Source organism: Streptomyces sp. NPDC022910, assembly GCF_055561075.1.
In genome coordinates, this window is the sequence record NZ_JBVHHL010000011.1 from 135035 (window position 1) to 147809 (window position 12775).

At 71.4% G+C, this 12775-nt stretch carries 12 protein-coding genes and 1 riboswitch; of the genes, 9 read left to right on the forward strand and 3 right to left on the reverse strand.

Features of this window, described 5'->3' with window-relative positions; translation table 11 throughout:
- The first annotated feature begins 4 nt into the window (after positions 1–4).
- Positions 5–1486, forward strand: coding sequence for a protein kinase domain-containing protein (locus ACZ3TS_RS13885; protein ID WP_467617302.1), 1482 nt, complete (start codon positions 5–7; stop codon positions 1484–1486).
- 35 nt (positions 1487–1521) lie between these two features.
- Here ACZ3TS_RS13885 and ACZ3TS_RS13890 read toward each other — a convergent pair whose 3' ends face one another.
- Complete coding sequence (locus ACZ3TS_RS13890; RefSeq protein ID WP_467617171.1) at positions 1522–1965, reverse strand: hypothetical protein; 444 nt, start codon at positions 1963–1965, stop codon at positions 1522–1524.
- Between the two features lie 200 nt (positions 1966–2165).
- Between ACZ3TS_RS13890 and ACZ3TS_RS13895 the strand changes: the two genes are divergently transcribed.
- A complete protein-coding gene (locus tag ACZ3TS_RS13895; protein ID WP_467617174.1) occupies positions 2166–3122 on the forward strand; it encodes a hypothetical protein in 957 nt (318 codons plus the stop codon).
- A gap of 31 nt (positions 3123–3153) precedes the next feature.
- Positions 3154–4896 carry a peptidase M16 family protein gene (locus tag ACZ3TS_RS13900; RefSeq protein WP_467617175.1) on the forward strand — a complete coding sequence of 581 codons (1743 nt, stop codon included), beginning with the start codon at positions 3154–3156 and terminating at the stop codon, positions 4894–4896.
- A 158-nt stretch (positions 4897–5054) separates the two neighbouring features.
- Here the strand turns inward: ACZ3TS_RS13900 and ACZ3TS_RS13905 are convergent, their stop codons facing one another.
- The gene (locus ACZ3TS_RS13905; protein ID WP_467617177.1) at positions 5055–5777 is read right to left on the reverse strand and encodes a hypothetical protein; all 723 of its coding nucleotides are present in this window, start codon (positions 5775–5777) and stop codon (positions 5055–5057) included.
- 423 nt (positions 5778–6200) lie between these two features.
- Between ACZ3TS_RS13905 and ACZ3TS_RS13910 the strand changes: the two genes are divergently transcribed.
- Entirely contained in the window at positions 6201–7028 is an 828-nt protein-coding gene (locus ACZ3TS_RS13910; protein ID WP_467617179.1) for a glycoside hydrolase domain-containing protein, read from the forward strand.
- Here the strand turns inward: ACZ3TS_RS13910 and ACZ3TS_RS13915 are convergent.
- Positions 7018–7278, reverse strand: coding sequence for a hypothetical protein (locus ACZ3TS_RS13915; RefSeq protein WP_467617182.1), 261 nt, complete (start codon positions 7276–7278; stop codon positions 7018–7020). The genes ACZ3TS_RS13910 and ACZ3TS_RS13915 overlap by 11 nt on opposite strands.
- A gap of 118 nt (positions 7279–7396) precedes the next feature.
- Between ACZ3TS_RS13915 and ACZ3TS_RS13920 the strand changes: the two genes are divergently transcribed.
- The 5 genes from ACZ3TS_RS13920 to ACZ3TS_RS13940 all read left to right on the forward strand — a co-directional run bounded on the left by ACZ3TS_RS13920 (position 7397) and on the right by ACZ3TS_RS13940 (position 12767).
- Complete coding sequence (locus ACZ3TS_RS13920) at positions 7397–8050, forward strand: SurA N-terminal domain-containing protein (protein WP_467617184.1); 654 nt, start codon at positions 7397–7399, stop codon at positions 8048–8050.
- Positions 8051–8129: 79 nt separating this feature from the next.
- Positions 8130–9140: a nucleoside triphosphate pyrophosphohydrolase gene (locus tag ACZ3TS_RS13925; RefSeq protein WP_467617185.1), complete on the forward strand. Its 1011-nt coding sequence runs from the start codon at positions 8130–8132 to the stop codon at positions 9138–9140.
- 105 nt (positions 9141–9245) lie between these two features.
- Positions 9246–10553 (forward strand): cytochrome P450 family protein, encoded by a 1308-nt coding sequence (locus ACZ3TS_RS13930; protein WP_467617188.1) that lies wholly within the window; start codon positions 9246–9248, stop codon positions 10551–10553.
- A gap of 183 nt (positions 10554–10736) precedes the next feature.
- Positions 10737–11723, forward strand: a complete 987-nt coding sequence (locus ACZ3TS_RS13935; RefSeq protein ID WP_467617190.1) for a LysM peptidoglycan-binding domain-containing protein — start codon at positions 10737–10739, stop codon at positions 11721–11723.
- Between the two features lie 198 nt (positions 11724–11921).
- A riboswitch (cyclic di-AMP (ydaO/yuaA leader) is annotated at positions 11922–12088 on the forward strand.
- 4 nt (positions 12089–12092) lie between these two features.
- Complete coding sequence (locus ACZ3TS_RS13940) at positions 12093–12767, forward strand: transglycosylase family protein (RefSeq protein WP_467617192.1); 675 nt, start codon at positions 12093–12095, stop codon at positions 12765–12767.
- Positions 12768–12775 lie beyond the last annotated feature (8 nt).

Below are 12775 nucleotides of genomic sequence, written 5' to 3' on the forward strand. Positions count from 1 at the left end.
CGAACTGTCGACGCTCATCGGCCAGGGCGGCATGGGCCAGGTCTGGACGGCGTACGACCAACGCCTCGACCGGCGGGTGGCGGTCAAACTGCTGCGCCCCGACAAGGTGGCCGGCCAGGAGGCCGACGAGCTGCGCCGCCGTTTCCTGCGCGAGTGCCGCGTCACCGCGCAGGTCGACCACCCGGGACTGGTGACGGTGCACGACGCGGGCACCGAGGGTGAGGAGCTGTACCTCGTCATGCAGTACGTCGACGGGGCGGACCTCGCCGACCATCTCGCCGAGCACGACCCTTACCCCTGGCAGTGGGCGGTGGCCGTCGCCGCGCAACTGTGCGCCGTGCTGTCCGCCGTGCACGCCGTGCCGATCGTCCACCGCGACCTCAAGCCGCGCAACGTGATGGTCAAGCAGGACGGCACGGTCACCGTCCTCGACCTCGGCGTGGCCTCGGTGATGGACACGGACACGACCCGGCTCACCCACACCGGTTCCCCCATCGGCACGCCCGCCTACATGGCGCCCGAGCAGGCGATGGGCGGCGCGGTCGGCCCGTACACCGACCTGTACGCGCTCGGTGTCCTCATGTACGAACTCCTCAGCGGGAACGTGCCGTTCACCGGCGCCACCGCGCTCGGCGTCCTGCACCGCCACCTCTACGAGCCCCCGGTTCCCGTGCGCCGACTGCGCCCCGAGGTACCCGAGGCGCTCGAAGTGCTCGTCCTGCGCCTGCTCGCCAAGGACCCGCAGCACCGCCCGGCCTCCGCGCAGGAGACGTACGAGCAGCTGCTCCCCCTCCTCCCGGCACGCGGCATGCCCTCCGGCGCTCCGCTCGACCCCACGCGCCCCTTTCTCCGCCCGCACGCCCCCTGGCCGGACCGGGCGCGCACCCCGGCGCCCCAGCCGCAGCCCGCGTCGGGGCACGGGAAGCCCGATGTGGCCGGCGCTGTCGACGAGGTCAAGCGCCTCCTCGGCGAGGGCCGCATCACCCAGGCCGTCGACATCCTCGGCGCGATCCTCCCCGCAGCCTCCGCCGAGCACGGCGAGCGCTCACCGGTCGTGCGCACCCTGCGCAAGCAGTACGCGGCCACCCTCATGGACGACGGCCAGTACCGGCGCGCACTGCCCGAACTGCGCCGCCTCGCCGATGAGCGCGCCGCCGAGGCCGGCCAGGCCGACCCCCAGTCCCTGCGCTTCCGCTACGAGGCCGCGCAGTGCCTGGAGCAACTCGGCGAACCGGCGGCCGCGCTGGCCGAGTACCGGGCGCTGCTGCCGTACTACGAGAACCAGTACGTCGCCGGCGACCCGGAGCTCGCCCACGACGTTCGCCGCCGCGTCGGCCACCTGCTCCTCGCCCTCGGGGACCGGGCCGCCGCTCACGACACCCTCGTACGGCTCCTGCACGACGTCGAACTCCTGCGCGGCCCCGGTCATCCGCTGGCCGTGGACATCCGGCGGAACCTGCAGTGGCTGGGGCAGGTCCGCGGCTGAGGCCCACGGAGAACCACACCCGGAGACGCCGCTCCTCAGCGCGTCACCGGCAGCCCCGCCACGAAACGCGGCCCGTCCCCTCGGTGCTGGACCGGGAACGTGACCTTCAGGCCCTGTTCCTGGCCGGCCAGTGTGAGGTGGGTGACGTACTGCAGGCCCAGGAACGCCTTCTTCGAGCCGCCCGCCGAGACGTAGGGGCGCGGGAGGTTGAGGACGAGCTTGCCGGGCTTGCCGCCGCGGTTGCCGTCGAAGAAGAGCAGGCGCTGGTCGGTCAGGACCATGTACAGCGGGCGGGGTGTGACCGTGGCCATCACCGTGCCCGCGCTGAGCACGCCGACCACGGCCGCGGTGAGCGCCTGCTTGCGGACGGAGACAGAGCCGACGCCCGCCAGGGTGGTCATCTGCACCTGCTCGCCCTGCAGCAGCAAAGGGGTGGCGGTTTCCACCAGTTGCCTGGTGCGGCGTGCGTTGAGGGCCATGAAGGGACTCCGGAGAGATGGAGGAGCGGCGCCGCTGGAGCGGGGCGCTGATCAAGACGGGCGGACTGTATGACTGTACGGTGAACGTGAAGTGGCCACATGGGACGGGGTCGGTCAAGGATGAGTCGTCTTTGTCCCCTCTCGGGTTCGCTGTCCCCCGGCGACCCGGTTGTCACAGGTCTCGCCTAGGATCCCGCCCCATGTCGCCCGCTTCCGCCTCCTCCCCGCCGTCCCCCGACTTCGAGGTCGCCTCCGCCTTCCCCGAAGCCGCCTGGCTGCGGCAGGCCGCCGCCGCGTGGGACTGGTCGGCGATACGGCAGTACGTCGACGGGCTGCCGCAGGGGACGAACCGCAGCTTCGCCGTCGGTGTGCTGGCCGAGGTGAAGGGGGTCGAGGACTGGATGCGCCACCTCCTCGCCGCCGCGCCCGACGACGTGCTCGCGCTCACCGTCCTCGGCACCCGCGAGGTGCACATCGGCTGGGAGATCCGGACGGCGGCGCGCGCCGAGCACGTGAGTCGCGAACAGTTCGCCGGGCTGCACAGGCACCTTCGGCAGGCCGAGCAGCTGCTGATCCGGGCCACCGCGCTCGACCCGTCGTTCGACGCGGCCTGGGCCCGGCGCATCACCACGTGCATGGGGTTGCAGCTCGGGCAGAACGAGGCGCGGCGACGGTACGACCGGCTGGCCGCCCACCACCCCCACCACTTCAGCGGGCAGGGCGGACTCCTCCAGCAGCTGTGCCCCAAGTGGGGCGGCAGTTGGGAGGCCGCTCACGGCTTCGCCCGCACCTGTGCCCTGAGCGCGCCCGAAGGGGCCGTGAACGGCGGGATGGTGGCCGAGGTGCACATGGAGCACTGGCTGGCCCTGCGCGGCAAGGAGCGCGAGGAGTATCTGCGCCAGGACCACGTGCGTGCCGAAATCGTCGAGGCCGCCGAGCGGTCCGCGCTCCACCCGCACTTCCACCGTGGCTACGGCTGGGTCTCCGTCCAGGGCTATTTCGCCGCGCTCTTCTCCCTCATGGGTGACACCGCCCGGGCCGCCGCCTGCTTCCGCGCGCTCGGGAATCTCGCATCCGAGTACCCGTGGGCCGACCTGGGCGGTGACGCCACCGCGGCCTACGTCAAACACCGCGACGCCGCTCTGGCACGAGGATGACGCCGATGCACACGCCGAACAGAGGCCGAAGATGAACCCCCAGGCAGCCATTCACCCCACCGAGGTCGACGGCATACCCACCCTCTTCGCGTATGCCACGGGGCCCGTGCGCGCCGGACTCGTCTTCCGCGTCGGCGTCGCCGACGAGACCCTGGGCCGGGCCGGTGTCACCCACCTCGTCGAGCACCTCGCCCTGCACCGCCAGGGCCTGGCCGACTACCACTTCAACGGCGCGACCAAGGCCGCCTTCACGCACTTCCACGTGGAGGGCGCCGAGCACGAGGTCGTCGCCTATCTCCAGGGGGTCTGCGCCTCCCTCACCGACCTGCCCATGGACCGTCTGGAGACCGAGAAGGAGATCCTGCGCACCGAGGAGTCCCGGCGCGATGTCGGCCAACTCCCGCTGTGGCGCTACGGAGCCCAGGGTTACGGACTGGTCAGCTACCCGGAGTGGGGCGTGCGCAACCTGCGCCCGGACGACGTACGGGACTGGACGCAGACCTGGTTCACGCAGGGCAACGCCGTGCTGTGGATCGCCGGCGAACGCCTGCCGGCCGGGCTCACGCTCAAGCTGCCCGCCGGTCCGCGTCGCCCCATGCCCGCTGTCACCTCCGCGCTGTCCACCACCCCCGCCTACTTCTCCGACGGCAAGGGCGGTGTCCTGCTCGATGCGGTCGTCGCCGACACCACCGCCGCCCGGCTGTACGCGGGCGTCCTGGAGCGCGAGCTCTCCCGAGCACTGCGCCAGGAGGGCGGCTACTCCTACACGGCGGCCACCGACTACGCCTCCCGCCGTGACGGCTTCGCCCTGGTGACCGCCTTCGCGGACGCCCTGCCCGCCAAGCAGGACGCGGTGCTCGGCGGCTTCGTCGACGTCCTTGCCGGGCTGCAGGTGGGGCGGATCGGGCCGGCGGACCTGGAGGCGGTGCGCACGCGGGCCGACGGGGCGCTGACCGCAGCCGACGCGGCCGCACGACGGCTGCCCGGCGCGGCGGAGGACCTGCTCGCCGGGCGGCCGCTGCGCACCCTCGACGAACTGAGGTACGAGCTGTGGGCGGTGACACCGGGGCATCTGCACACGGTGGCCCTCGAGGCCGCCCGGACCGCCCTGATGCAGGTGCCCGCGGGCCACAGCGCGGACTGGGCGGGCTACACGGAGGCACCCACGAGTTCGTCGTACGCGGTGACGGGGCGGCGGTTCGCCTCGGTACGCGGAGACGGCTCGGCGCTGGTGGTGGGGGAGGAGGGCGTCAGCCTGACGGCGCGGGCCAAGGACGGCACGGAGAGCGCGGCGACCGTCCTCTACCGCGCCTGCGCCGCGATGCTGAGCCGGCCCGACGGCGGCCGGCGGCTCGTCGGGACCGACGGCATGGTCGTCGATGCGGAGCCGGGCCTGTACGGGGTCGACGCGCACACGATGGCGGCCGTCGACGCGGCCGTGCCGCAGACGGCTGTGGTGTGGCTGCCGCCCCGGCAGCAGCCACCGAAGCCGGAAGCGGTCGCGGCACCCGAAGGGAACGGCGGGACCGGCACCGGGACGTCCGGGCGGCCGGCCCCCGTCCGCCGCACCGGGCGGCAGACGGCGGCGCTGGTCGTCTTCGGCCTCCTCGGCGGCCTGTTCGCCTTCCTGGCCCTCGCGTTCACGGTGTTCGGCGCCGGCGATCCGGAGACGAGCACCGGCGAGTGGGCCGCCATCGCGGGCTTTCTGTGGGGCGTCACCGCCCTGCTGGCCTGGCCCGCCGTACGGATCCTGCGGCGCACCCGCCGAATGTGAGGCCCGCCGGGACGGGCATGGAGCACCGTGGCCGGTTCAGCCGTCGGCGCGGGGGCGCGGGGCTGGAGCCGTGGCCCCGGTGACGGTCCGAAAAGGGTCGGGACTCGGACCGTCTTCTTCGGGGGCGGGACTCGCGCGGTCTTCTGCTGCGGCGGGACTCAGGTCGTCTTCTTCAGGGAGGTGACGATCTCCCCGGCCAGCTTCTTCGCCGTCGCCGCTCCGTTGTCGTGGCCGTCCGTCGACAGCACGCTCACGACGTTCGTGCCGACGCGCGCGGCGATCAGGGTGGTGCCGTTCTCCCAGGCGCTGTTGGTGAGCGTGATGGTGTACGCCGAGTCGCCGAGGCCGGACGTCGCCTGTCCGGTCACCTTCACCTTCGTGTGCGTCTGTGAGTCGGTGAAGGTGGCGCAGGCCGAGGCCATCTGCTCCAGGTCCTTGAGGACCGTTGCCGCTGTCGTTCCGCGGAACGTGTCGATCTCCTGCGCGATGTCCTCGGAGGTGTTCTTGTTGACGTAGTCGTTCTGTGCGAAGGACACGCCCGAGACCCCGGTGATGGCGATCCAGCTGGTGCCGCCCAGCTTCGCGCAGTCCGGCTTCGACGACGCGGGTGCGGACGACGGCTCCACGTACGTGCTGCCGGTGTCCCGGGCCCCGCTCGGGTCCACGGCGAAGCCCTTGGCGAAGTACGACGCCGGCGCCAGGGCCTTCTTGAGTTGCGTACCCGTCGGGAGACCGGCGTTCGGGTCCTTGGACGCCGTCTGCTTCGGCTTCGCCGTGTCGGCGGAGGGGTCGGACGAGCCGGAGGAGCAGGCCGTCAGGGCCAGGGCGAGGGGGAGTGCGGTGAGAGCGAGCGCCTTGACGGCACGCGACGGGGTGCGCATGAGGTCCTTCTGGGGAGTTGAGAAGTCGCAGAAGGCCCGGTCTGTCGGTCGCCGGGCCCGAGCGGACCTTATGCGGGCCGGGCGACACACAGGTCACGCACAGTTATGTGATAGCCCAAGTGTTCGCCAAGCCGGTCAGCGACGGGGGACTTCACCAGGGCGTCGTTGCCCGGGGCGGAAGTTTTTGCCGTGACATGAGGGAATCTTGTGGTGATCAAGAGGCGCCGTTTTCCGACTGCAAGGACGCCGTCGGTTACGGTGCGATCCGCTTCGGGCGCCCAAGTCCCGCGCGCACGGGTACGTTTCAGTTGTCTTCGGACATTCGTACGGACGTCGCCGCGCCGGACTCGCGCCGCTTTCAGGGGCTCAGGCTTTTTCCGGCGGACGCCGTGTGCGTGCCGCCTTTCGTGAATTGGGGTGGGCATGGCCGGCCATCGGCAGTCGAAGAAGTTCAGGTACATCACGTGGTCGGTGGCCGGTGCGGCCGTCGTCGCGGGCGCCGGGATCGCCGCGCAGACCTCGATGGCCGCCACGACCTGGCCCGCCCAGAGGACGTACACCGGTCGCGCCTTCGACACCTGCACGGCGCCGTCGCTCTCCGCGATGAAGGCCTGGAAGGGCGGTCTCTACGGAGCGGCCGCCGTGTACGTCGGCGGCAAGAACCGCGGCTGCAGCCAGCCCAACCTCACCGCTTCCTGGGTGAAGTCGGTCAGCTCGGTCGGCTGGAAGCTCATCCCGATCTACGTCGGCGCCCAGCCGCCCTGCCAGACCAGCTCCAACCCCGAGAAGCTCACCGCCTCCACCGCCGCCTCGCTCGGCGCGACCGACGCGGCGGACGCGGTGGCCAAGGCGTCGGCGCTGGGGATGAAGGCCGGCAGCCCGATCTACCTCGACATGGAGCCCTACGACATCACGAACACGTCGTGCAACAACGCCGTGCTCACGTATGTCCGCGCCTTCGACAAGGCGCTGCGCGCGAAGACCTACCGCTCCGGCTTCTACGGTTTCACCAGTTCCAGCGCCAAGGCCATCGCGACGGCGACCGACAAGACCGACCTGCCGGGCAACCTCTGGTACGCGCTCTGGGACAAGCAGAACACCACGACCACCGACTGGCCGTGGGGCTCCACCCAGTTCACCAACCACAGCCGCGGCCACCAGTACATCGTCAACAGCAAGGAGACGCGCAACGGTTACACGATCACCGTGGACCGCGACGCGTGGGACGCGCCCGTCGCCATCACCGGCTGAACCGGCGGGCCCGGGCGAGCGACGCGAGAGGCGGACGGGGGACCCGCATCGTGCCCAGGAAGGCGGTCAGCTGCTCCGGCCCGTCGCCGACGTCGTCCTCGTCGGCGCCGGCGCCGGTGACAAGGCCGGTGTCGATGTGACCTGGGCCGAACGCGGCGACGCGCTGCGCACCGACGTCGCCGGAGCGGTCGAGCGGGCGGTGGACGGGCGGTCCTGACCGGCCGGAGCGGCGGCACACCCGCCATCCCACGGTGCCCGAAGTCCCGGTGAATCGTTGGTCGAATGGGTTGGCCAGAGCTCGGCCACTGCCTAACATCGATCACCGCAAGACTTTGTGCACCGCCGCACAATCTCCTCGGGAGGCCACCTTGCACCGCCGTCGCACCGCGATCGCCCTCAGCGCCGCCCTGGCCGCGGCTCCCCTACTCACCGCGTGCGGCGGTGCCGCCCATGCGGGTGCCGCGGCTGTCGTCGGAGGGCAGCGGATCACGGTCACCCAGTTGGAGAGCCGGGTGAACGAGGTGCGCGCGGCCCAGCGCGCAGCCGCCCCCGACGACGCCCAGTACCAGCAGGCGGTCGCCCGGACCAGCAGCCTGACCCGCGACACGCTGCACAGCCTGGTTCTCGACCGGGTGCTTGACCGCGCCGCCAAGGACGCGGGTGTGAGCGTCACCCGCAAGGACGTCGAGCAGATGCGCACGAGCCTGGAACAGCAGGCGGGTGGAGCGAAGGCGCTGCAGTCGGCATGGCTGCAGCAGTACGGGGTGGCCCCCCGGCGCCTCGACGGCAGCCTCCGCACGGAGGTCGAGGCACAGAAGCTGGCCGCCGCGCTCGGCGCCGACATGAACACGACCGACGGCAAGGCGGCGTTCTGGAAGGCGATGTCGGACGCGTCGAAGGAACTCCACGTCGACCTCAACCCGCGATACGGCGCCTGGGACGTGCAGAAGAGCAGCCGCGTGGACACGAAGACGCCGTGGGTCAAGGAGGTCACCGCGGCGGCGACGCAGCAGACGGCGTGACGCGGAGGCGGTGCCGGGGTGGTCCGTCCGCCTGTGGACAACCTCCGGGGACGTCCGTGGCGTGCGTTACGTTCGAAGGGTGAACGCAACCAGCCCCCGCGACGACGGTCAGTACGGGACCGACGTCTCCGACGCGGCCGTCGGCCGTGTCGTCCTGCTCACCACCAGCCACCGCGTCGCGCCCGGGCTGCTGTCCTGGCCCGCCTGGCAGGTGCTGCGCGACGCCGACCGGGTCCTGTGCGCGGACGGCGCGCACCCGCAGCTGCCCTATCTGCGTGAGGCGGGCATAGCGGTCGAGGAGGCCGCCCCGACCGCGCAGGAGCTCGTCGACGCCTGCGCTGGCGGCCGCACGGTGGTCGTCGTCGCGACCGGTGAGGGCGAGCCACACCTCACCGACGGCCTGGCCCGGCTGGCGGGCTCCGGCAGGGTGCGGATGCCGGAGCTGGAGCTGCTCCCCGCGTCGTACGACCTTCCTGGTGCCCGTCTTCTCGACCTCGTCCAGGTCATGGACCGCATCCGCGCCGAGTGCCCCTGGTCCTCGCAGCAGACCCACATGGGCCTGGCCAAGTACGGCATCGAAGAGGCGTACGAGCTGGTCGAGGCGATCGAAGCGGGCGACCGCGACGAACTGCGCGAGGAACTGGGCGACGTCCTGCTCCAGGTCGTCTTCCACTCCCGCATCGCCGAGGAGGATCCGGATGCCCCCTTCTCCATCGACGACGTGGCGGGCGGCATCGTCGCCAAGCTGATCCACCGCCACCCGCACGTCTTCGGCGACGAGACCGCGACGACGCCGGAGGAGGTCAAGGAGCACTGGCTGCGCACGAAGGCGGTCGAGAAGCGGCGCACTTCGGTGACGGAGGGCGTCCCCCTGGGCCAGCCGGGCCTCGCCCTGGCGGCCAAGCTGTCGTCCCGCGTCCGCACGGCGGGCCTCGACGTCCCGCTGCCGCAGGGCGAGGGCATCGGCTACGAACTCCTGGCGATGGCGGCACGAGCCGAGGCCGAGGGCGTGGACCCGGAGGCGGCTCTGCGGGCCGCCGCGCGCGCATACCGGGACGCCGTGCGAGCTGCCGAAGGGCTTGAGGGTTAGCAGGGTCGGCCACGCCCGGCTCCGGTGCGCCGCCCGGCGTGGCCACTGCGGGGCGGCGACCGCCCTCGCCGCCCGGGGCCGGCCATCCGTGGATACCGTCGGGGAGTGACCAACCAGCCCACTTCCCCCGAACCCGGCCCCGAACTCTTCACCTGGGAGTTCGCCGCCGACCCCTACCCCGCCTACGCCTGGCTCCGCGAGCACGCCCCCGTGCACCGGACCGAACTGCCCAGCGGTGTGGATGCCTGGCTGGTCACCCGGTACGCCGATGCCAAGCAGGCCCTCGCCGACCAGCGGCTCAGCAAGAACCCGGCGCATCACGACGAGCCCGTCCACGCCAAGGGCAAGACCGGCATTCCCGGCGAGCGCAAGGCCGAGCTGATGACACACCTTCTCAACATCGACCCGCCCGACCACACACGGCTGCGCCGGCTCGTCTCCAAGGCCTTCACGCCCCGGCGCGTCGCCGAGTTCGCGCCGCGTGTGCAGGAGCTGACCGACCGGCTCATCGACGGGTTCGCGGACCGCGGCTCCGCCGACCTCATCCACGAGTTCGCCTTTCCGCTGCCCATCTACGCCATCTGCGACATGCTCGGCGTCCCCCGCGAGGACCAGGACGCCTTCCGGGACTGGGCCGGAATGATGATCCGGCACGGCGGGGGCCCGAGGGGCGGGGTCGCCCGGTCCGTGAAGAAGATGCGCGGCTATCTCGCCGACCTCATCCACCGCAAGCGCGAGGCCCTGGCCGACATACCCGGCCCGGGCGAGGACCTCATCTCCGGGCTCATCCGCGCCTCCGACCACGGCGAGCACCTCACCGAGAACGAGGTGGCCGCCATGGCCTTCATCCTGCTCTTCGCCGGGTTCGAGACCACGGTCAACCTCATCGGCAACGGGACGTACGCACTGCTCACCCACCCCGAGCAGCGTGCCCGCCTCCAGGCCTCCCTCGCCCGCCACGAACGCGGCCTGATCGAAACCGGAGTCGAGGAACTCCTGCGCTACGACGGCCCGGTCGAGCTGGCCACCTGGCGGTTCGCCACCCAGGCGCTCAGCATCGGCGGGCAGGACATCGCCCCCGGCGATCCGGTGCTCGTCGTGCTGGCGGCCGCCGACCGGGACCCGGAGCGGTTCGCCGACCCTGACGTGCTCGACCTCTCCCGCCGCGACAACCAGCACCTGGGGTACGGACACGGCATCCATTACTGCCTCGGCGCCCCCCTCGCCCGCCTGGAGGGGCAGACGGCGCTGGCCACGCTCCTGACCCGCCTGCCGGACCTGCAACTCGCGGTGGATCCAGCCGATTTGCGCTGGCGGGGCGGGCTCATCATGCGCGGATTGCGCACGCTTCCCGTGCGGTTCGCGCCGATTCGGGAATCAGGTCACCGACGTCCCTCCGGCACCGGTGAATGACGTGGCGTGGCGAACGTTCCGACGATCACGGGAAGGTGACACTTTCTCACCTCTGTGATCTTCACGTGATCTGCGCTGCATTAACTTGTGACAAGCGATCGACTGCCGATACGTTCACGCAGCAACGCGGCGGTACGCCACAGTCGCCGCGTCGGTCACCGCTGTCGTGTGAAAGGCAACCGCATGCTCTCCGGGAACGGTCGTCACCGTCGCCCCCGTCAGGCTCCGGCTCTCCTCGTCGCGGCAGGGGTGACCGGGTCAGCGATCGCGATCCCGCTCCTCGGTGCCACGGGCGCGAGTGCGGCCGGCGGCACCACGTGGGACCAGGTCGCGGAGTGCGAGAGCGGCGGCTCCTGGAGTGCGGACACCGGCAACGGTCGCTACGGCGGGCTCCAGTTGACGCAGCGGGACTGGGAGAAGTACGGCGGCCTCGACTACGCCCCCAGCGCCGATCAGGCGAGCCGCTCCCAGCAGATCGCCGTCGCCGAGAAGATCCTCGCCGACCGGGGTGTCTCCGTCTGGTCCGCCTGCGCTCTGGTTTCAGGCCTGAGCGAGGACTCCGCCTCCGCGCATGTCGACACGGGCCTCGCGGGTGACTTGTCCGGCGGCGGTTCCGCTTCCGGCTCCGGCGTGGACTCCGGTCTGTCCGACTCATCCGGTTCATCCACTTCGGTAACGTCGTCGCCTTCTTCATCCGCGTCTTCCTCTTCATCCCCCTCCTCAGGAGCGACCGCCGACTCGGCCGAGAGTGAGGCGGGCGCGAGCGGTTCCCGGGGGTCCAGCGACTCGCCCGCTGCTACGGCGAAGAGTGACGAGTCGGACAAGTCCGGGCGGAACGGCGCCTCTTCGGGTGACGACGCGAACGAGACCTCCGGCGCCGGCCGCCACCGCGGCGACAGCGCCGACGAGGGTGCCGCAGACGGCCGCACGGGCGACTCGGCCGGCCGGCACGCCTCGCGGGGCTCCGACGCCGCACGCGACGCCGCCGACGGCTCGTACACCGTCCGTCCCGGGGACAGCCTGTCGGCCATCGCCGACTCTCTTGACCTCACGGGTGGATGGACCGCCCTGTATGACGCGAACAAGAAGACGGTCGGTGCCGACCCCGATCTCATCCTCCCCGGTCAGAGCCTTGCGCTCGAGGTCGAGCCGGTGGCGGAGCAGCCCTGAACTACCCTCCGTTCGAAGGGGACTTCACGCCCTACTTCGCGCCGAATGTCTGGATTGGCGAGAGTGAGAGATGGGTCTCATTGGCCCTGATCGTCTTTGGAATTCGGCGGATCGACTGCTTACGGTCGTGACCGCTCGCCACAGCGGGCCCCCCGGTCGCAACGCCGAATCCTGCCAGCGGCCGCGTGGGAACAGTCGTCGCGTCAAGCGCCGTAGGCAGGAGCGGGGGACCCAAGGTAAGTGCCGCGCCCGGGAGTTGACCGGGGGCGGCTGGGGGTGGAGCCGCGCATCCAGTGGTGCGCGGCCGGGCAACTCAACCGGCCCGAACCCGACAGCTCACCTCGCAGGCGTCGGTGAGGGGAACGAACCATGCTGTGTTCCGGCAAGGGCAAGCACCGCCGCCCGTCCAAGGCCGTCCGCGCCATCGCGCTCGCCGGTGTCACCGGCGCCGCCGTCGCCGCCCCGCTTATGGCGGCCGGCACCGCCTCCGCCGCCACCGCTTCCGAGTGGGACGCCGTCGCCCAGTGCGAGTCCGGTGGCAACTGGTCCATCAACACCGGCAACGGCTTCTACGGTGGTCTGCAGTTCACCAACTCCACCTGGGCCGCCTACGGTGGCACCGCCTACGCCCCGCGTGCCGACCTGGCCGGCAAGGCCCAGCAGATCGCCATAGCCGAGAAGGTCCTCGCGGGCCAGGGCAAGGGTGCCTGGCCGGTCTGCGGCAAGGGTCTGTCCGGCGCCCCGTACAACGGCGCCGCCGCCGGCACCGCTTCCAGCGCCACCAAGACCGCCCCTCGGGCGGCCACGCAGCAGGCCTCCCGTTCGGCCGAGCGTCCGGCTGCGCAGAAGACCGTCACCACCCCGACCGGCCAGAAGGTCAAGAAGGGCGACGGCGAGTACAAGGTGGTCAAGGGCGACACCCTCAGCTCGATCGCCGAGAAGCACCACGTCCAGGGCGGCTGGAAGAAGCTGTTCGAGCTGAACAAGGACATCGTCAAGGACGCCGACCTCATCTACCCCGGCCAGCAGCTGCACCTCAAGTGACAGGCGGC